This window comes from Amycolatopsis sp. NPDC026612 (assembly GCF_040638285.1).
Classification (GTDB): domain Bacteria; phylum Actinomycetota; class Actinomycetes; order Mycobacteriales; family Pseudonocardiaceae; genus Amycolatopsis.
This window is the reverse complement of sequence record NZ_JBEZYB010000092.1, coordinates 1-20,874: the sequence shown is the minus strand read 5'-3', so window position 1 is coordinate 20,874 and position 20,874 is coordinate 1. Positions and strand designations below refer to the sequence as shown.

Here is a 20,874-nt window from a genome sequence, read left to right as displayed (position 1 = left end):
GTGACGTAGCAGGCGCGACAGCCGAGTACGAACAGCTCGTCGAGGACCGAACACGCATCCTCGGCCCCGACCACCCCGACACCCTCACTACACGCAGTAACCTCGCCGACTGGCGAAGCCAGGCCGGTGACGTAGCAGGCGCGACAGCCGAGTACGAACAGCTCGTCGAGGACCGAACACGCATCCTCGGCCCCGACCACCCCGACACCCTCACTACACGCAATAATCTCGCGAACTGCCGAGGCGAGTGTGGCAATGTCGTAGCAGCCATTGCCGAATACGAACAACTTCTCGCAGATCAAGTACAAGTCCTTGGCTATGACAATCCCACGATCTTCACCACACGAAACAACCTAGCCTACTGGCGAAGCCAGGCCGGTGACGTAGCAGGCGCGACAGCCGAGTACGAACAGCTCGTCAAGGACCGAACACGCATCCTCGGCCCCGACCACCCCGACACCCTCACTACACGCAATAATCTCGCGAACTGCCGAGGCGAGTGTGGCAATGTCGTAGCAGCCATTGCCGAATACGAACAACTTCTCACGGATATCCTTCACGTACTCGGTCCCGACCATCCCCAGACTCTTACAGTACGTAACAATCTTGCCCGTTGGCGGAGGCGAGCCGCAGATTTCACTGATGCAGTTGTCGAGTACGAGGAACTTGTCGATGACAGCAAGAGAATCCTCGGTCCCGACCATCCCGATACATTCATATTTCGCGACAATCTTGCTAATTCGCGAGCGCAGTCTGGAGACATTACTGCCGCGATTATCGAATACGAGCAGCTCTTAGCGGAGCGAATTCAGACGCTTAGCGAAGGCCACCCTGATATCTTCAAAACCTGGACTGAACTTGCATATTGGAAAGGCCGCTCCGGCGACGCCGGCGGCGCAATCGACGCATACGAAAAACTTCTCGCCGAACAGGTTCGATCGTTTGGCGCCGACCACGTCGACACGTTCGCGACGCGGGACATATTGGTTAGGTGGACGGGTGATGCCGGCGATGTGTCCGAAGCGATCGCCAGATGCGAGCAGCTTCTCCAGGATCGAATTCGAGTACTCGGCGCCAACCACGCCGATACCCGCACAACCCGTACCAACCTTGCGCACTGGCAAAGCCAGTTCGACACAGCCAACGCGATCGCCGAGTTACAGCAGATTCTCACCGAACAAATTCGCACACTCGGCGCCAGCCACCTCGACACTTTCGCAACGCGTAATAGGATTGCCATCTTGCGAAGTCAACTTGGCAATACAAAGAATGCAATTTCCGAATTCGAAAAACTCCTCGAGGACGAAACTCGCGACCTCGGCGCTGACCACCCCCTGACCCTCGAAACACACAACACCTTCGAAGATTGGCTGCAGCAACAGCTTCAAACGAGACCCGTCGAGCCATGATTTTTCCAGATTTGAAAGGTGGATTGCCGCTCTACTGGACCTCAATTTGGCCGCCTGTCCCAGCTAGGACACCACACGACGGACTAATAGTGTTCCGGCATCGGTTCCAGATCGGCCGTGCGCGACGCATTCAACCCGATGCAGCTGCTGACGGTGATGTTTCGCCCGACCTCCTGCCAGTTGTACATCGTGGCGCCCCTCGGCCACGCAGACCGCTGGGAGAACCGCCCCACTCCAAAAGTCTGTTCCGAGTCCGAGGCAGAAGCGGTCCTTCGCGCGAGCTGGTGTTTTTGAACCGCTTCCCAGCGCTTGCGCCACTTGAGCGGGTCTTCGCCGCAGGCACGGACATACGCCGCGACCGTCTCCCAGGTGGCCAGGTGATCACCCCCGGCAGCTTCGGACAGAGCAGTTCGAGACTTCCCGGTCTACCGTGCCATCTGCAGGTACTTCGGATCCCCGGCCTTCGTCCGCAACGTCCGCAGCTCGTGGGCGAATTGCTGCACCGGACCCGCGGTCGGATCGAGTTCACGTCCGGGACGTGGCACGAGTTAACCCCTCCTGATCGGTAGACCGTCGCCTCATGCGGTAAACCGTCGCCGACATCGGGAAGCGTGTTACGCGGTTAGACCGGATGAGCGACCAAATCCCCCTGTCCGGCCGAAGGAATCCGGTGAACACCGAGCTAAGAGCGTGTCTTACGTGGTGATCGGTCGCTGATGAGCGATGATCTTGGCTGTGGTTGACCGGTTGTTGTTGCGGTTGGTGCCGGACGAGCTGTGGGCGCTGACGGAGCCGTTGATCCCGGCGTTCCAGTCGCGTCCGCAGGGCGGCGGCACGACGCCGCTGGACGCTCGGGCGGTGTTCACCGCGATCGTGTACGTGCTGACCAGCGGCTGTGCGTGGCGGGATCTGCCGCCGTCGTTCGGGGTGCCGTTCCAGACCGCGCACCGCCGCTTCGGCCAGTGGACCAAGGCCGGGCTGTGGCGGCGCTTGCACCATGCGCTGCTGGACGAACTTGGCAGCCAGGGCCTCATCGACTGGAGCCGCGCGATCGTGGACGGTGCCTGCGTGCGGGCGAAAAAGGGGGATCCCTGACCGGTCCCAGCCCAGCCGACCGCGGCAAGCCCGGCTCGAAGATCCACGCCCTGTCCGACCGCGCCGGACTGCCGCTCGCCGTCGCGGTCTCCGCCGCCAACACCAACGACTCCTACGCGCTCAAACCACTGGTGATGGCGATCCCCGCGATCAAGTCCCGCCGCGGTCCGCGGCGGCGCAAGCCGGCCAAGCTACACGCGGACAAGGCCTACGACCAACCGGACCTGCGGCGCTGGGTCCGTGACCGCGGCATCAAGGTCCGGATCGCCCGCAAAGGCATCGAATCCAAGGACAAGCTGGGCAAGCACCGCTGGGTGATCGAACGAACCATGGCCTGGTTCACCGGATACCGCCGCTTGACCCTGCGCTACGAACGCAAAGCCGAGCACTTCCTCGCCTTCCTCATACTCGGAGCCGGCCTCACCTGCTACAAGAAACTCCGCAAACTCACCACATGAGACAAGCTCTAATACTGCAACGACAGTTCGTGATGGCCTCGTCGTCTGTAGTGACTGGCACGCGCTCGGGCTTGGCTGATTCGTCGCCATCGCGACCAGTGCAACGCATGCTGGATTGCGTGCCTGATCGGCGCGGTGACGCGGTTGAACAGCCTGCGGATTTCGTTGGAGGTGAGCGATATCAGGTCGGGCGTGGACCCCCTTTTTCGCGGCGTCTCGCGTGAGGACGAGGAATGCCGCCGCTGCCATGGAGAGAGTGATATGCCGATACCATGCTTCGTATCGGCGGACTTGGTAGTGGTCGAGCCCTGTTTCGTTCTTCGCAGTTTGGAAACTTTCTTCGATCGCCCAGCGGCTTCCGGCGACCCTCACCAGTTCGCGAAGGTCGGTGTCGACGGGGCCGAAGCAAATGTAGTAGGCGAATTCGGTGGGGTCACTGACGGAGCGGCGAGCCAGCAGCCAGTGGCCGACGTCCGGTCGGCGCAGGGGGCGGATGTCGACTGCGGCCCAATCGTAGATCCGCTGTCCGTGGGCGCCATCGCCGCAGGACAGACGCTGCCAGGCGTGTGGTTCGACGTCCGCGATGACGGCGCGGGCGCGCCGTTGTCGCAGGTCCATGGAAATCACCATCTGGGACTTGGGTACTGCAAGAACATGTGCGATGTCGTGTTCTTCCAGCCACAGTCGCAACCGCCCGACCTGCCCGTAGGCTTCGTCGGCGGTGAACCATGCGAACGGGATCCTCGCGGCGAGCGCGCGTTCCACCATCAGTTGCGCAAGTTCCGGTTTGGTCGCGAATCCTACGTCGTCGGGAATGCCGGCCGCAGCGCACCGATCTCGGTCCGCGATCCACTCCTTCGGCAGATACAACTCCCGGTCAACCAAGGCTCTTCCTCGATCCGAGGCGTATGCCAAGAACACGCCAATCTGCGAATCTCGATTCGCCCGGCCGTGCCCGAATACTGGCGTGCCACACCGGCGGATTTCGTGCCCTTCTTCACGAATCCGGTCTCGTCGGCGATCAACACGCCACGTTCGGCGTCCGCCAGCGCTTCGACCACCGCAGCACGCACATCGTCACGCACGCCATCGGCGTCCCAGGCGTAGAAGTTCAGCAGCCGCTGCATGCCCTGCGGACCCGCCTCGCCGGCCGTCTCCGCCAGGGTCCAGCCGTTCTTGCGCTCGACTTCCGCCAACAGTCCCCGCAGGTAGGTCGTCATTTGTCGCCGCGGCTCCACCCGGGAAAACCGCGCCGCAAACCGCCCCGCAAACGCATTGAAACTCGCCGACCAGTCCGTCACCATCTGCAACACGCAAGATTGACTACACGACCGTCGAATCAGAGCCAAACCGACACGCCACATAACGCATAACAAAGTGTCGTTGCAGTACTAAGAACTCCTAACAAAGTGGGGCTGGTGGTGGGAATGAGGGTGGTTGTGTTGGTGTTACTCCTGTGTTGGGTGAGACTGGAGGTGCACGACGGCGCAACGCAGGCCATGGGAGGTCGACGACCGGCTGTGGGAGCGGATCGAGCCACTGCTGCCGGTGGTGGTCCGCAAAACTCACCATCCGGGGCGCAAGCGGCTGGATGACCGCAGAGTGCTGTGCGGCATCCTGTTCGTGCTCCACACCGGCATTCCGTGGGAGTTCCTGCCGCAGGAACTGGGCTACGGATCCGGTATGACCTGCTGGCGACGGCTCCGCGACTGGCACGAAGCGGGCGTGTGGCAGCGGTTGCACGAAGAGTTGCTGGCCGAACTGCACGCCGCGGGTGCGCTGGATTGGTCCAAGGCGGTGATCGACGGCTCGCACGTGCGGGCTCTCAAAGGTGGCCCAAAACTGGGCCGAGCCCCGTCGACCGTGCCCGGACAGGCTCGAAACACCATATCGTCACCGAAGCGCACGGCATCCCCCTCGCGGTCTCGCTGACCGGCGGCAACCGCAACGACGTCACCCAGCTCATGCCGCTGATCGACGCGATCCCGCCGGTGCGGGGGCGACGTGGTCGTCCTCGCACGCGTCCCGACGCGATCTACGCCGACCGGGGCTACGACCACGACAAATACCGTAAACTGGTACGCGGCAAAGGCATCACACCTGTCATCGCCCGCCGCGGTGTCGAGCACGGCTCCGGCCTGGGCGTGCACCGATGGGTCGTTGAGCAAAGCTTCGCGCTCCTGCACTGGTTCCGCCGCCTGCGCATCCGCTGGGAAATCCGCGACGACATCCACGAAGCATTCCTCAGTCTCGCCTGCGGCATCATCTGCTGGCGCCGACTCAAGAACCTCTCACTCTGTTAGGAGTTCTAAAGGCACGACCTGGCGTTGTGAGTGCCGAAAACCACATCCACGCAGGTCAGGCGAAATGTCTGTACTCATGGAGAACTCCGCCGAGGCGGTCGTGCCGGCGTATCGCGAGTCGTTCGAACCGATCGGAATCAAGGGCTTGGGGCCGTGCTCGAAGCGGCGCGGCGGCGCCAAGCGATCGATGGGTCCGGTGCAGGTTGCGGACGGCCTGCGTCACCCGAGCATGTGTCGGGTGCGCCGTAGTACCGAGAATGCGGATCCGCCGGCCAGCGTGGTGGATAGCCGCGAGAATGTACTGCCGCTGTCCAGTGAGGGTGATGGTCTCGACGAAGTCCATCGCCAGAACCGCCTCGGCTTGAGAGCGCAGAAAGTCAGCCCATCTGACTGTCGTCCGTTGCGGTGCCGGGTCGACACCTTCGGCCTTGAGGATCTCCCATACAGTCGAGGGAGCAACCTTGATACCGAGCAGCGCGAGTTCGCCATGGATGCGCCGGTAGCCCCATGCTGGGTTCTCGGCCGCCAGGCGCAGAACGAGACGACGGATCGAGGTGCGGGTACGCGGGCGCCCAGGCCTTCGATTCACGCTTGCGCGGGCATGACGGCGTTTCAGCAGGTTGCGATGCCACCGCAACACCGTATCCGGGCTAACCAAGAGCCGGAGCCGACGTAGCGCCGCGCGGGACAGCGGCACCAGTAATATCGAGAGGAACATCCTGTCCTCGGGCCGAAGTTGCGGACGTCGGCCGCCGAGCTGTCGTTGCAAGATGGTGAGCTGGTGGCGCAGAGCGAGGATCTCGACGTCTTTCTCCCGGTCAGCCCTCAGCAAAAGTCGTAGCGCCGCGAAGGCATGGGCAACGGCGAGATAAGCGAAGCGAACCAGCACGAGACGCGATCATGCCGGAGGGCGACCGACCATCCACGATGGCACTCGACCTACATGGATGCATTGTCGGCACGTGCAACGTCACGGAAGGGGCCTCCCAGCAACGAGCACGGTGGAAGTAAGTTCGACACGCTCCCCGTTGTCGTCGAAGCCGAACATCCGGGTCGGCAGGTTCAGCGCTTCCGACTTCGACGGATAGCAGAAGTATAGGATCTCCCGGCAGAACGCCGCGGCGTCGGGCATCACGGCGTCCTGACAGGTGCCGAACACGGTGATGTCGTACTTTTCCGCAACCCGCGCCACCGCCGACAGCACGTCGCGGCGGTGCTCCTCACCGAGCGAATCACCGAGCTCATCCAAGATCAGCACACGACCACGCGGGTTCGGACTCGCGAGCAGCGCCGCCAACACGAGGTGGATACTGAAAAGCTTCTCCTGAGCCGAGTTGGTGGCGTTGTTGTACGGGAGCATCCGGCCGGCTGGCGACCGGCGCCACATGGGCACGACCGACCAGGTCCACGGATCGTCAGGGCCGACGGGGCGCTCAACCGCATGCTGCAACTTCGCGCCGTAACCGTCGGGAGCCGACCGGTTGAGGTCGTCCAGGGCCTTGCTGATCGCGTCCAGGTTCGCCTCGATGCGGCGTTCGAGGCTGCCCTGCACGTTGTCGAGGCTCTCCGCCAAAGCAGCCAGGGTGGAGACCGCGTAGGTCGTTTCCCGCTCCCGTTGACGGCGTGCGGAAGTGATCCGCTCCACCGCGAGCTGGTCCCGCTCGACGAACTGCGTTATCCAGTCCCGCAGCGCGGCCGCTATCCCGGCGTACCCGGTGTCCCGGCCCGACGGACTGCGGCCGGCCAACGCTTCTTTGCGCCGCAGCGCGTCGGCGACGGCGGGCGTCGGCGCGCCTTCGCCCGAGGCACGATCCACCTTCAACTCGTTGAAGATTTCGACGAGGTAATCGTTCGCACTCTGGCTCAAGGTGTCCTGTGTGCGGCGTTCCACCCGTTCCGCCGAATTTCTCGGCTCGCGAACGACGCACGCAGCAGTCGCATCGTCGTATTCGAGAGCGCCGTCGGCCCAGTTCAACAAGACGCGCGCGGCCTCGGGGTCACCGCCGAACTCGAGTTGCCAGTACGATACGTCCAGGGCCTCGAGTTTCTGCCGCAACCGCGCCGTTTCGAGCTGGTAGTCGGTGATGCTCTTCTCACACTGACCTCTGGCCGCTTCAGCTCTCGCGAGGGTGGACTCCGCGTTCCGGAGATCAGCTTGGGCGCCGGTATGCGCTGCCAGGCTGGTTTCCCGGATGGCCAGCGACTCCTCCGAACGCAGGCGCGCGGCGGGCAGCTCCGTCCTCTCGATCGCCTGCACCGCCGAGATGAGCTCAGCACGCTCAGCCGCGGCGTGAGCGGCGACAAGGGTCTTGCCGGCCGCCTCCTCCCGCTGTTTGGCGATGCGTGCCGCGCCACGCGTCTGTTCCCGGAGTTCCTCTGCTCCGGCGAGCTGTTCTCGCAGGGTGCTGATGATGTGCACCCGTCCGGTGGTGGGGCGGGGAAAACCGGCCACGACGGTGACACCGAGTGCGGCATCGAGGACGGCCTTGACGGCACCGAACTCGACCGGCTGCGTTCGCGTCTCGAGTTCGGCCAGGAACGCCAGCGCCTGGTTCGGCGCCGTTTTCAGCCCGGTGGGCAAGGATCGTTCGGCCCGCGGCGAGCCTGCGATAACAACGGCACCCGGCACGTCTGCGAGCACCTCGGCTGCCCGGTGCGCCTGCTCACCTTCAGCCACGCAGACCGCTGCCCGCCAAGGGTGGAGGCGCGGTTCCCACACGTCACGGTGACCCTCGGCGACCTCGATCGCATCCATCAGGCCGATCGCTTTAACGCCGTGTTCGACGAGGATCCCCAGCGTACGAGCGGCCGAGCCCCCCGTGCCGAGTTCCGCACGTTCGAGTTCCGCGGAAAGCTCCTCGACTCTGCCGGTTGCCTGGGCCGCAACGGCCATGGCGGCGGCGCGCGCTTCGCGGCGGATCTCGACCTCTGCTTCGGCCTCGGCGACGGTCAGCCGTACGTCGCGAGCGCCCGACTCCTCCAACTCCGCTATGCGCGAGCGGTTGGAGGCGAGCTTTCCGGCCAACCGGCCTTCATTTCGCTGCGCTTCCTGATACCGGACATCGTCCTGGCGGAACGCCAGTTCAAGATCCGCCGCCTTCTGGCGGAGGCCGCCGAAGTCCCGAAGCTCTCTTTCCTTCGCCTTGAGTTCGGCGAGCCGAGCGCGTTCCCGGCTCAGCTCGGTCTCCGTTCCGCGGATCTGCGCGGTCAGCCAGTCCGCGCGAGCGACGGTGTCCAGCAGGCCGCGGGCAAGGTGCTTGCGCCACAGGAGATCCCCCTCCCGCAGCTTGGCGCGAACGGTCTCCCGGGTGCGCAAGTCGTCGAGGATTTTCTCTTCTGCCAGCCACTTCTCGTCGTTGGCCACCTTCGCGGCCTCCACCTCAGCGTTCTGCTCCGCGAGCTTGCGGCGCTGCTCCTTCTCGAGCTCCAAGGCTTCGCTGCGGCCGGTGAGCCGGATCAGCGCCGCGCCGATGTCTTCCGGCCTGAACGCACCGGTGTCCATCTTGAGCAGGGACGGGCCGCTGCGCTGGCTACCACGGGACGCGACGTAGGCCAGGCAACGAGGACTGCGGCCGTACAATCCCTCTACGTACATGTTCGCGCCGAACTCCGTCGGGGGAAGCGAACTCCACACACCGGACGCCCGGCGATGGCGTTCGGCGTCGGTGTCCGCCTCGACGAGGTGCACACCGGCCTGGTGACGGACCCGGATGTACTTCGGAGAAGACGCGATCCGCAGCCACACCGTGTACGCCGAACCTGCCACGTCGTCGGGATGGGCGAAGACACCGACGACGTACCCGGTCTGCGCAGCCGGGTAGCTCGTCGCGGTCACACCCGCGGTGTCGGGTTCGAACAGCAACTGGGCGACGGTAGCGACACCCCCGCCGGTCGCCCGCCACTCCGGGTCGCCGAGCAGCAAGGACACGGCGGCGTTGAAGCTGGTCTTGCCCGACTCGTTCGAGTCACGGGGACCGCGGCCCGTCACCGCCACGAACGAGGATGGCTTGATCGCGACCGGGTGGCTGGTATGCCGGGCTATGTCGAACAACTGCACGGCGATGAGCTGGCGTTCGCCGATGATGCCCAGTACATCACCAAAATCGGCTTCGCTGCGTTCAGGCTCTTCGAACAAGGTCAGGGCGGTCATGTCGCATCCTTTCCGGACATGTCGGGCAAATCGCCGCTCGTGCGACGGCTGCGCAGCACGTGGGCGTAGGCGCTGTCAGGAGCGGCGAGGATGAGCAGGTCTTCCCAGAGCGCGGCGGTCCGCTGCGGAGTCAGCCGGTGCAGAGCAGGTCCTGGCGTGATCCCCGCTCGCGGACTTCGCCTGATCAATCCAGCCGCCCGCAGTCGTCGCAACGACTTCCTGATGTGCGTTTTGCCGAGGGCGCGGTTCTGCGCGAGTTCGTCCAGCGAAGTCGAACGTTCACCAGTGGCGCCGGCCCAGTTCTCGCTCACCGATGCGCCCCGCGCTCGGGGGATGGCGACGCAACGCAAGAGCACCAGCGCCAGGACGGCCCGGTCCTGCGGTGCGAGGACGCCGATGCCATCGCGGACCAGGACGTCGGCCACGTCGTCGTCATACCCGCTCGTGTAACCACCACCCACCTTGTTGAGCACTCGGCCGCACCGCTTGAGCCGCGTTGCCACGGCGGCCCGCAAGGCCGGATCGGTCAGCGCGGGAAAGTCGGTGACGGGAACCACACCGTCCGCGATCTCCAGTGCCCCGATCGCGTCGTAGACCAGGTGCTCCTCGTCGTCGGACAGCTGACGTACTTCGTTCACCATTCCCAGTCCTCCTCGGAGGGAACGCGCGGCAGTTCGGCGGAGGACGGCGCGGGCTCGTTCCCCTCCGACGAATCCGAAGGAGCGGGAAGGGACTGGCCGAGCCGGGGAAGCTGCTCGTGGAACCTGCGCATAGAGTCCACGAACGCGGGGGGCAGCCCGGCTGCGGCAGGCCCGAGCCGCACTGTCGCCCCGGACACCGTCACGAGGTGAGCGGGCACGAGATCGTGTGCGAGCGACGCTTTGACCCAACTGGCGGCCATACCCAGCTCCGCGGCGATATCGATCAAGACTGAGGTGGCGAACGGGACGCCCGGATAGGGTTCGCCGGTTCGGTCGGGCCACGCGAGGCCGAGACAGCAAGCCCAGGTGAGCCGTGCCGTGGTGGCGAGCCTCCGGACCGAATAAGCGTTGCTGTCCTCCGGCGATGGCGTCGCACGCGGCGACCACCCAAAGGTGATGACGTGGGACCGTCCTCTCGCAGCTCTCCCGGCGGGAGGTGCGCAGCGTACGAGAACGCGCCCCGTGTCCTCGGCCCGGGCACGCATCGCTTCCACCACGGCTGTGCTGGCGTCGTCCACAGAGAGCGACCCGGCGGCCCGAAGCGCCGCGAGCAGGACCGCCGGGTCGCGTGGTGGGTTCACGTGGTCGGCTCCTCTTCCGTGACCAGCCGAGGAGCCTGGGCGGCGGCAACCGAGCCGAGATCCGTTTCGCCCGTTCCTCCGGAATTCACTCGTTTGAGGAGCACCGGGTGCATGTACGTGACCGAAGCCTCCAAGTCGATGATGAGCATCCGGCCGAGCTCGACGGCGAACGGCTGGTCGGGGTCGGCCGCGACGGCGAGCAACTCCATCAGGTGCTCGCCCGCCTTCGGCCATCCCAGTGCGCGCAAAGCGGAGGTGAGCTCGATCTCTTGGTGGCCCTGAAGGTGTGCCTCCGTATCCAGGGCGCGCCGGCGGCTGGAGCGTTCGGCGCGCGCCCGCATGGCACCGATGGGATCTTCCTCGACCCCGCCGACCGGAACGGGTGGCCGTATGGCTACGCGCACGCGAGGCCGGTACTCCTCGATCGCCTCCTGCAGGGAGCCGGGATCGACCCACGGCTGCGGGGGATCGACCACCAGGCAGGTCCCGACAGCGGCCAAGGCATCCGGCGTTCCGTCCAGCGCGGCCGTAAGGTACTGCTCGGCGGACAGCACGCTGAAGTCGAGGGTGACGCCACCCTGGTCGAGCACGCGGCTGACGGCGGCGAACACCTGCTGGCGGTAGACTAGCTCGGCTTCGACCAGGCGGAAGGCCAGATCACCTAGTTCGTGGTCGGCGGGGAACCGCTCGGTGACCAGTTTGTTCAACCTGTGCACGTCCTTCTCGACCTGGGCCGGGTCGTGGTTACGGTGCTCTTCGATCAGCTCGGTGATCGATGCGGCCTGCACCAGGCGGGCAAGCTTGGCGGCGTAGACGCTGAGCAACTGACGGCACCTCTTGAGGTACGTCTTGAGGCTGATGCGGTTCACCTCGCCGTGCTCGATCATCCACCTCGCACGATCGAGGAGCAGCAGCATTTCGTCGACGCCTCCCCGCGCGCCGAGGCGTTCGAATACGAGAAGACCTGCCAGACCGGACGGATCCAGCACGTAGCGCTGCTGGTGCTTCTTCTCAAGGAACGGCGTTATCAGCCCCATGCGGACGAACAGTTCGAACCGCGCTTCGAAAAGACGACGGTCGTGGTGCCCGTAGCGCATCAAGCTCCGCTCCACCTCGGCTTTGGTGAGCCCAGACAGCCCGGCGTGGTCGGCGAACACCTCCGAGAGGTCACGCGCCATCCTGAGCGCGCGCGGATCTTTGGTGACGGCCGAGGTGTCGTTGGCGACCGGTGCGATGAACGAACGCAGCCGGTCGAGCAACGCCGAATCCTCCTGGTCAACAGGCTCCGACCCGGCTTGTTCAGGCTCTGGCGACGAGGACGGCCGTCCGTCCGCGCTCGGCTCGAGTTCTTCCTCGGATCCCACGGGAACTCAGCCTTCTTCCAGGGCCGACTCGAGCAACTTCGGCAGCACGGGAAGGACGCGTTCGTGCAGCAACTGCTGCTCGACGGCCTTGCCCGAGTCCGCTATGCAGCGGGCGACGTCGGTGAGTTCGCCGGACAGCAACGGCTCGACCTTCGCAGCCAGCTGCTTGTCCTCGCGCTCGGCCTTAGCCTGTTCCTCACGATTCAGCCGTTTCCGTGGCGGCCCCGCCGTCAGCAGGTCGACGGTCATCGCGATCGGTTTGACTGGTCGGTCGATCTTTCTCTCGAGCATGGTGAAGATCTCGAGTCCCGCCGCGTCGAGGTCCATCCACGCAGCCACGGTCAGGCCCGGCAGAGAGTTGACGAGATCGGCGGTGTTGACCACCGCCTTCCCCTTACCCCACACGCAGAGCCAGGATCCGGTGATCTCCGCGATCGCACTCACCTTGCTGAAGGTCTCCGCGTTTTCGATGATGAACACACCGGTCGCGGCGCACTCGACCTCACCGACGAGCTGCATCCCGTCCCTCGGCAGCCCGATCCACGGATGGCACCGCGCGGCATCGGCGATCGCGTTGCCGTGCCGCCACAGGAGCGGCCCGCGAAGCCGGATCTCCACGTCGGACTTCTCGACGGCCAAGGTGAAGTCCGACCCCGCCAGCTGACTAAACACCAGAATTCGAGCTGCCGACCAAGGAATGTGGGTGTCACCCCAGGCATGCCCGGCCAGCTCGGCGGGGCCGGGCACGTCGGTCATGCCGGCTCGCACGCAAGCTGCCCGCAACGCAGCTTCGTACGTGGCCCAGCTCTTCGCCGTAGTCGCGGTCCCCGCCGGCACCACGAGAGGCGCGCCGGGCGGCACGCGTTCCAGCGCCGACCGCTCGACTTCCAGCCGCGGTTGATCTCCCGCCCTATCCAGGAGAGCCAGCAGTTCGGCCCGCACTTCGTCCGGGTCCCGCCGTGGACGCAGCTCGGCCAGAACGTCGGGAGCCTGCTCTCGCCAGGCACTGGACAACCGCCAGCTCTCCGGCTTCCCTAGCTTCATGCGGTCCTCGTCGACATCGCATCGAAGCACGACTCCGCCCGCCCGGATCAGCTGGTCAGCGACTGCGTCCGCGCGCGTCCCGAAACGCTTGACCACAGTGGACCAGCGTCGCACACCAGCTGAAAGCACCCAACTGAGATCAGCTTTGGACATCTCTGGCGGCGGCTCAAACACTGGGTTCTTCCGCGAGGTAAGGACATCGACTCGATGCGCCCGCGTGCGCCGCTTGCGGTCGCGCGGAACCTGCGCTGCTCCCTTTCTGCGAACTGGCACGGTGACCGTCTGCAACCCGTCGGGCACGCCGTTCAGGACAACCGGAGTTCGACCGGCCAGCCCTCCGAGCAAGGGCAGGTAGTTCTCGTGCATCAATTTCCCTAGTTGGTCGCGCCATCGCGGCCGCTATGCGACAAGTCCAATGATCATCGACTTGGATCAAATAATAACAGAGGCTCTCCATCCAGTTTTGCCCAAAAGTGGACAATAACTGCACGGTCTCAACGAAGGAAGCGACGGGAAGACCAGTTCGACCCCGCGAAGGTATGAGCTTCGAAGAGAGCGGCCGTGACTACTCCCAGCCCTCCCTTCGCCTCACCGAGCGACTAGGCCGCTTCGTCGCGCAGCTTTTTGGCTGTCTTCTTATCCACGTAGGGAATCTCGGCGAACTTCAACGTCGTCCCGAGAAAACGGGCCTCCGCATTCAGCCGCAGCAGGCCGATCTGGGAAAGAGTAAACAGCTTCTCGACCGTCCATGGCCGTCCGGCCACCGCCAGAACGAGAGCCGATGGCGTCTTCAGCTCACGCTCCGGGTCTGCGGCGCGGACCTTGGCGCGCAGCTGCTCGAGCGCGTCTGGCTCGGCCCGGAGCGACCAGGACGCGTTGCTGGCCTGGACGAACAGATGACTGGCCGCGGTCGCGCGCTCGAGCCACTTGACGTGGATCAGCTGGTCCTCCGGGCCGAGGAGGTCGCCGAGTTCGAGCTTGCGGTTGAAGGGCGTCTTCGCGAAGTCCTGGTCGAGACACACATACCCGTCCTGTTCGGCGACCAGCTCGCAGTAGCGGTGCTCGTCGTCCTGTTCTCCGGTCGGAAACCAGGTCGGGAGGTCGAGGTCGGCGCGGTGCGTGAGCAGCTCGGCCACCTGGCCACGGATCTGCTCGACGAACTGCTCCCCGATCCGGAACCACTCGCCCTGGTGGTAGCAATACGTGCTGTGGTCGATCTCGGTCTCGAACGAGATCCACTTGCGCAGGGCGATCGGGTTACGGATCTGCTGCAGCCCGTCCGCGTCTTCGCACGGTGTCACCGTGGCATCCCGGAGCAGCCTGATCCGCTCCCTCGGGAGGAGCGGAGACAGCCGATCGAGGACCGTCTCGAGCCCTTCGCCGTGGGTGAAGACGACCGGGCTCCCGCCGGCGCGGCGGAGCTTGAATGAGTCGGCCACCTCGGCTTCCCGGACGGCATTCTGAGGCCAGGCGAATCCGAGGGGCCCGGCCTCGCGGTCCCCGCCGAGCGCGGCCGCCAGCCGGCGCTCCAGCTCGGGCACCAACGGATGCCGCTTCCCTATGGATCGTGTCTGGGCCCAGAACCTCAGGGCTGAGCGCTCGTCCGGCTCGTCGACGATCTTCGCCAGTGTTTCGAGGTCTCGGATTAGGGCGACAGGCGTGCTCGGCATCGGCAGGTTGAGTGAGCGAGCGGCCCGGATTTGATGCTTGCGCTGGGTTTCCCGGCCGTAGGTGAGGTCACCGAGGTCGGCTGGGCCGGCGACCCGCTTCACCATCTCGCCGAAGGGCTCGAGTCCGAACGCTCCCAGGTCGCCGCCACCGGGGAAGGATGTTTGGATCAGCCGGGCGGTCGCGTCCAGGACGGCGCGCCCGACTGTCCCCAGGTGTTCGGGGTCGAGCCGCCGGATTGCGAAGGACAGCCCGAAGGACTGGTCCACGAGTTCATCGTTGAGCAGGTGATGCCCACCGCCGAACGTCAGCGCGAAGGCCCAGTTCCCAACGGGGACGACAATGACGGTCCACGGCTGCGCCCCCGGCAGTTCGGGAAGCTCGCGGTCGGTCCAGGACTCGACCTGGTCCGTCCACACCGGGCGATCCATCTCCCGCACGCCGAGAACCTGACGCCCCACGATGTCGGCGATGGTCACCGGACCGTCGACGAGGACATCTTCTTTGGCCACCGGCGCGAAGTAGTCAGCGAGGTCTCGGCCGCCTTCGAGACGGTAGACGTTCACGGGTTTGCAACTGGTACTCAAGGGCATTGGTGATTCCTTTTTGGACATAGCCAGTGAGCACCGTGAGAACTGGGGCTGGCGCTTTCGGCGTCACAGCCCTAAGCTCGCGGTGTTCCCTGGTTGAGCGACTTGGCGTGGTTCAGCTATGCAGTTGGGACACTCACGCGGCCCTCTGTTCCCGCAGAGGGCCGCGTTCCTTACGTAGGTAACACGTCGTCAAGCCAGGATGCGGCACGACACGTGCCGTACCGGCCGGTAGTTCAACCGGAGCGGCCAACGGTCCCCCCAATACGGTGAACGGCGGCACCTCGACAGTTCCACCGATCGGCGGTGCACACGGCGAGCATGTCGCCGACAGTAGGAGAACTCTGAACTTGAGTCACTCTTTGTAGCGCATCTGTCAACTTTTTGACCATCTGGCGCTCAGCGGTACAGCCGTGAGCTGACGCCGAACTGGTTCAGGAGTGCGGACGCCAACTCCTCCGCTGCGCCTCGCGTCGTCTCGACCGATCCGTTCGGGATGATCTCAGTCGTCCAGGGCTGGATCCGGCGTGGCTTGCGCGACGACCTGGATGCGGTGAAGTGGCCGAGGCCATCGCGGGTTGCGCACTCGTACGCCAGAGCCGTGCCTTCGCGTGCCGCGAGCCCAGCGTGGATCCCCAGAGGGGACTCGATGTACAGGTGCCTGCCGAGTTCTTGGGCCAGCGCGATGAATTCACCTGCCGCGACATCGACGACCTCAGCATTGACGACATGGACTCCCGTGGGGCCATCCTCCCGGTAGGTCTTCGTGCTCACGTTCACCGCGAAGACCACACTGCAGTCGTGACCGAGCTGGACGTACACACCGCGCAGGGCATCACGATCACCGCTGGCGACGGCGTTGCTGACGACCCACGAGCGCAGCCCCACGCGTGGGTTGTTCCGGTTTGCGCCGGCGTTGTACAGCACCGGCACGACCTCTCCTCGCGTCGTGCGAATCTCCACCGCGGCCGCGAACGCCTTCTCCACGATCACAGCGACGTCGACGCGGGCTACCTCTCCGGCAAGACGAGGCACGGGCCGGATCGGCTGCGCGGCGAAGATGACCCAAGCCTCCTCGCCCACCGGCTCGACGACCAGGTCGCGGGCTGCTGCCCAAAGAGCGGAAAGAGCCTGGTCGTGCCGCTGCTGTCCGGCGAACCGCTCCCGGTAGGCCCGCGCGATCTGATGCTCCTCCATCCACGCGGTGTGGTCATGGTCGCGGTAGGGGACGACGAATGCGTTCTGATCCTTGTCGCGCGCTGCGGTCCCGGTAACCGAGTGGGGCGCGAACTCGCTCGCCGGTACGTCCACCACGAGGAAGGACTTCTGTTCGCTGGGGGATGTCAGCACCAGGTAGTCGACGTCGACAAGGAACGGCCGCACATGGTTGCGCAACCATTGCCCGTACTTCCGAACGTCGGCGGCGGCGGGATCGATGCCGTCCAGTTCCAGGTCGTCGCTGACGCCGTAGATCAGCAGACCACCGCGGGTGTTCGCCATCGCGGCGACGTCCTTGGCGAACTCGTTCCAGGCGCCGTCGCGAGGCGGCTGTGGAAGAACGCCCTTCCAGTCGAGGACGTCGGCCTCACGGAGGCCGTCCCGCGCCGCATCCAGAACGTTCTCGACGGACAGCGGCCCAGGCCGTAGCCCGAGGTGCTCATGGATCCGCGTCCATGTACTCGCCATCGGCTCACCTTAGAACCGCCGAGTACCAAGAGTCAGCATCCCGCTGCGGGCGCGCCGCCGACAGGAACAACTTCACCTTGCCGGGGTTCGCGCTGTCGGCCGCACGGCGCCGGCCACTCATCAGCACCGCCAGAGGCGACAGAGTGCTCGGTGCGCACCACCTCGAAGCCCGGCGTGCCCTTCTCGACCACGAACGACTTGATCGCCGCGCGGCCCTTGCTCTTGTCCAGCGTCGCCCACACGACCACCGCGTCCGCGCGCTCGCCCGAGGTCACGAAGATCTTCTCGCCGTTCAGCACGTAGTGGTCGCCGTCGAGGCGGGCCGTCGTGCTGACCGCCGCCGAGTCCGAACCAAACGACGGCTCGGTGATCGCCATCGCGGCCCACATGCCGGAGAAGCGCCCCAGCTGCTCGTCGGTGGCCACCGAGCCGATCGCCGCGTTGCCGAGGCCCTGGCGCGGCATCGACAGCAGCAGGCCGACGTCACCCCAGCACATCTCGATCGTGCCGAGGACCACGTTCAGGTTGGCGCCGTTGCGGTTTCCCTTGGCCGAATCGTCCTTGCCGGACCGCCGCACACCCGCCGCGCCCGCGCCGCCCGCGCCGCCCTCGCCGCCCTCGCCGCCCTCGCCGCCCTCGCCGCCCTCGCCGGAGGAGTTGAGGCCGTCCAGCAGGGCCGCGAACATGTCCAGCTCGGCCGGGTAGGTGTGCTCCGCGCGGTCGTACTTGCGCGAGATCGGCCGGAACACCTCGGCCGCGGCCTGGTACGCCTGGTTGATCAGCGCGCCGGCCTTCTTGGGGACTTCCAGGTTGATCATGGTCCAAAACCTTTCCGAAGCCTAGAGAAGGACGGCGCCTTCCATGACGCCGATGGCGCGCAGGTCCCGGTACCAGCGCTCGACCGGGTGCTCCTTGACGAAGCCGTGCCCGCCGAGCAACTGCACGCCCGCGCTGCCGATCTGCATGCCCTTGTCCACGGCCAGTTTGTCCTACTGCGAGCCCTGCTGAACCTGCCGGTGCACTTCTGGGCGGCCGAGCGTGCGTCCGGCGTACCGAAGCCGCTGTACCTCAGCTATCAAACGGTCGTGCGGTCACTGGAACGGATGAGCGCGCCGCGCTGGCATCGCGCCTGGCGACAACGGTGGGAGTCGTGGGTCAGCGATCCTTCGTTCGAACGGGTGTATTTCTGCCGGGCCGGGGACCGCCACGACCAACTCCGGCTCGAAGCGATATCGAGCAACGAGCAATGGGCGACGACAGTGCTGACCGAATCTCCGCCGGTCAGCGCGATCTCCGGCCATGACGAGCTTTTGCCGACGTTGCGGACCGGGGTCCCGGTCATCGTCTGGCGCCCATCGGTCCCTTCGGAAGTCGTTCGAGAAGCGGTAGCCTTACTCGCCGAACGCAGTGGTGGATTGGGGAAATTGCCCGCACTGGTAAGGGAGCCTCGGCTGAACGCGCTTCGGAATCCGCCGTCGTCGGGCGATGGCGGAGCACTCACGGACCTGGTGGTGCTAAGGGACGACCCGGATCGATTGCTTCCCATCGGCGAAACCATGATCGTGGGGTACCCCGAAGGAGGTACCAACCAACGTGACCGAGCTTCCTGACAACCAAGCCGACGGGCCGCCGCACCCGGACAGCCCGCCAGATTGGTGGATTTACCGCGGGACCGGACGGCCGCCGCTCGACGTCCGGCTGGCCGACCGGTTGCCGGATCCGCCGCCGTGGCGCACGTTCCGGGGAGCCACGCTGCCGGAGCAGGACGTCTTCCCGGCGGACGACGGCGAAATCGAGCGCAAACCGGGTACCGAGCTCAGCTGCTCCACCCGCGACGTCGACCAGCACGAGGTGGAGGTGGTCAACGCGGCGCTGTACCTGCGACGGCCGCTGCTGGTGACTGGCCGGCCGGGCAGCGGCAAGTCGTCCCTGGCCTACCGGATTTCCCGCGAGCTGGGGCTGGGGCGCGTGCTCCGCTGGGCCAACACTTCGCAGACCACGCTCAGGTCCGGGCTGTACGACTACGACGCGATCGGCCGCGTGCAAGCCGCCGCGGCCTGGAAGGAACTCGCCGGGGCCGGCACGGGAACGCAGGATGAGGTCCCGATCGGCGAGTTCGCGAGTCCCGAGCTGGCCCAGGACGCGCGCCGCCCGACGTCGGCGGAGGTGTTCACGACGGATCCCGCCTACACCGCCGAAGTCTGGGACGGCCGCGTCCGGTGCACGGCGTTCCCCGTCGTGGTGATCACCAGCAACAGTGAGTGGGAGTTCCCGCCCGCATTCCTCCACAGATGCCTGCGGCTCGGGACGCGTGAGTTGGACGCCGGCCACCTCGCGACGCACGCCCTGGTCCCAGAGAGCGGCCGCGCGGGACCGACGAAGACTTCATCGCGCGCAGCGCGGCCGTCGGTGGCCTGCCCGCGGACGAACTGCTCGACGCGGTCTTCCCGGCGACTTCAGGTGCCTACCCTCCGGAGGATGGAACGCGGCCGCGGCCCGTCGATTCGCTCTGGCGGCAGGTGCCGTGAGATGCCAGAGCGGCCGGAACCCACTGCGGGCGACCACGATCTGACGTGGACCGAACTCGGCGACGGCCTGTCGACGCAGCCGGGACGGCCGGCCGGCCCGCTCCCGGAGCACAGGCGAGACGACGTCGAGCTCGACGAAGACCGCACCGCGGAGGAAGCGTCGCAGACCGGGATGTGGCTGTCGGTCACGAGACGACGGCGCGGTCGCTGGCTCGACCTGACGCTCGTCGTCGACTCATCGCCGTCGATGGCGCTGTGGACTCCTACGGTGAATGCGTTCACCCGATTGCCGGAACGTCTGGGCGCGTTCCGGTCCATCCGGGTCGGGCTGCTGGAAACCGGCAAGACGGGAACAGCCGAAGGAGACGAGGCCTTCGGTCCCACCCTGCGTGGCAGCACGGCCGACGCTCCGGCGCGCGGCGGCGGCGAGGTTACCGGCGCGGCGGACCGCAGCCTCCTCCTGCTCATGACCAAAGGCGTTAGCGATGCCCGGCACCGGGCTCCGTGTCGCCGCTCCTCGCCCGGTCAGCGCGCGCCAAGCCGGTCGCGGCAGTGCACCTGCTGCCGCACGCGACGCTTCCACCGCTCCACTCACGGCCAAGATCAGCCGCGAACTCGCGCCCGGCCAGCGTGGCCTCGATGGCCGGGCGCGAGCTCAGCACCCCCGCAAACGGACCGCGGGCACGGCGGCGCCGTCAGCGCCAGCCGCGTCCGGTTACGGTTACGGCTACGGCTACGGCTACGGCTACGGCTACGGCTACGGCTACGGCTACGGCTACGGCTACGGGCCGAGCGCCCACTGTCGACCTCAGACCTCATACAGCAGCGCGGAAGTTTCGAGAAGAGCGAACATGGCCAACGAAATCGTAGCCTGGCTGGGCAGGTCAAGTGCCGTCGGCGCTGCTACCTACGCCTCCACCCAGCTACCGGGCACCGCTTCCGTCCTGGCCTACGGGTTTCTAGGAATTGTCGTGCTATTGGTTGTCCTCAGCAGCCTGCCAAGGTCCAAGGCGCGTCGCGACGCTGCCAGAGAAACTCTCAAGATGCTCCTCGAGTACCTGCGCCCGTCAACCCGTCGCTCAGGTGATGCCTCGTCGAAGAACTCGGAGGACTACTCTTGACTACGGTCGATGGCCGAAAAAGAGGTCTACCTGGGTGTCCAGGTGCAGACCCGGCGCATGGTCGACCGCGCGGTCGAGCGCGCCGCGCCGGTGCTGCGCAAGATCCTGCCCGAAGCCGTCGACGCCGAGCTGACCGCGCTGGACTCCGAGGTCGAGCACCTCGACCAGGTCATCGG

At 65.8% G+C, this 20,874-nt stretch carries 13 protein-coding genes and 2 pseudogenes; 5 read left to right on the top strand and 10 right to left on the bottom strand.

Annotated elements, in window-relative coordinates:
- The coding region (locus tag AB0F15_RS39535; protein WP_360282006.1) for a tetratricopeptide repeat protein at positions 1-1,409 on the top strand (1,409 nt) is incomplete at its 5' end.
- Between the two features lie 747 nt (positions 1,410-2,156).
- A protein-coding gene (locus AB0F15_RS39530; protein ID WP_360282020.1) for an IS5 family transposase occupies positions 2,157-2,962 on the top strand; the annotation gives its coding sequence in 2 pieces (ribosomal slippage) (positions 2,157-2,487 and positions 2,487-2,962; 807 coding nt in all).
- Between the two features lie 198 nt (positions 2,963-3,160).
- Here the strand turns inward: AB0F15_RS39530 and AB0F15_RS39525 are convergent.
- Positions 3,161-4,275, bottom strand: a pseudogene (locus AB0F15_RS39525) (IS701 family transposase); the annotation flags it as partial.
- A gap of 205 nt (positions 4,276-4,480) precedes the next feature.
- Between AB0F15_RS39525 and AB0F15_RS39520 the strand changes: the two are divergent.
- Positions 4,481-5,265, top strand: a protein-coding gene (locus AB0F15_RS39520) for an IS5 family transposase (RefSeq protein ID WP_360282018.1) whose coding sequence is annotated in 2 segments (ribosomal slippage) — positions 4,481-4,799 and positions 4,799-5,265 — 786 coding nt in all. Because the reading frame shifts where the segments join, the coding sequence is not laid out codon by codon here.
- A gap of 55 nt (positions 5,266-5,320) precedes the next feature.
- On the opposite strand, the gene AB0F15_RS39515 is transcribed toward AB0F15_RS39520, so the two are convergent.
- The 9 genes and pseudogenes from AB0F15_RS39515 to AB0F15_RS39475 form a co-directional block, all read right to left on the bottom strand.
- Positions 5,321-6,154: a hypothetical protein gene (locus AB0F15_RS39515; protein WP_360282004.1), complete on the bottom strand. Its 834-nt coding sequence runs from the start codon at positions 6,152-6,154 to the stop codon at positions 5,321-5,323.
- Between the two features lie 81 nt (positions 6,155-6,235).
- Entirely contained in the window at positions 6,236-9,415 is a 3,180-nt protein-coding gene (locus AB0F15_RS39510) for a hypothetical protein (RefSeq protein ID WP_360282002.1), read from the bottom strand.
- Positions 9,412-10,056, bottom strand: a complete 645-nt coding sequence (locus AB0F15_RS39505) for a hypothetical protein (RefSeq protein WP_360282000.1) — start codon at positions 10,054-10,056, stop codon at positions 9,412-9,414. The genes AB0F15_RS39510 and AB0F15_RS39505 overlap by 4 nt, the downstream gene beginning before the upstream one ends.
- Before the next feature lie 637 nt (positions 10,057-10,693).
- On the bottom strand, positions 10,694-12,061 hold the full coding sequence (locus AB0F15_RS39500) for a hypothetical protein (protein ID WP_360281998.1): 1,368 nt from the start codon (positions 12,059-12,061) through the stop codon (positions 10,694-10,696).
- 6 nt (positions 12,062-12,067) lie between these two features.
- Entirely contained in the window at positions 12,068-13,471 is a 1,404-nt protein-coding gene (locus AB0F15_RS39495) for a Wadjet anti-phage system protein JetD domain-containing protein (RefSeq protein WP_360281996.1), read from the bottom strand.
- A gap of 233 nt (positions 13,472-13,704) precedes the next feature.
- Positions 13,705-15,339 carry a TIGR04141 family sporadically distributed protein gene (locus AB0F15_RS39490; RefSeq protein ID WP_360281994.1) on the bottom strand — a complete coding sequence of 545 codons (1,635 nt, stop codon included), beginning with the start codon at positions 15,337-15,339 and terminating at the stop codon, positions 13,705-13,707.
- A gap of 423 nt (positions 15,340-15,762) precedes the next feature.
- Positions 15,763-17,049 carry an ATP-binding protein gene (locus AB0F15_RS39485; protein WP_360281992.1) on the bottom strand — a complete coding sequence of 429 codons (1,287 nt, stop codon included), beginning with the start codon at positions 17,047-17,049 and terminating at the stop codon, positions 15,763-15,765.
- Between the two features lie 32 nt (positions 17,050-17,081).
- On the bottom strand, positions 17,082-17,867 hold the full coding sequence (locus AB0F15_RS39480; RefSeq protein ID WP_360281990.1) for an acyl-CoA dehydrogenase family protein: 786 nt from the start codon (positions 17,865-17,867) through the stop codon (positions 17,082-17,084).
- Between the two features lie 21 nt (positions 17,868-17,888).
- Positions 17,889-18,035 (bottom strand): annotated as a pseudogene (locus AB0F15_RS39475) (acyl-CoA dehydrogenase family protein); the annotation flags it as partial.
- On the opposite strand from AB0F15_RS39475, the gene AB0F15_RS39470 reads away from it, so the two are divergent.
- On the top strand, positions 17,973-18,659 hold the full coding sequence (locus AB0F15_RS39470; protein ID WP_360282016.1) for a hypothetical protein: 687 nt from the start codon (positions 17,973-17,975) through the stop codon (positions 18,657-18,659). The pseudogene AB0F15_RS39475 and the gene AB0F15_RS39470 overlap by 63 nt on opposite strands.
- Positions 18,643-20,664, top strand: a complete 2,022-nt coding sequence (locus AB0F15_RS39465; RefSeq protein ID WP_360281988.1) for a hypothetical protein — start codon at positions 18,643-18,645, stop codon at positions 20,662-20,664. The genes AB0F15_RS39470 and AB0F15_RS39465 overlap by 17 nt, the downstream gene beginning before the upstream one ends.
- Positions 20,665-20,874 lie beyond the last annotated feature (210 nt).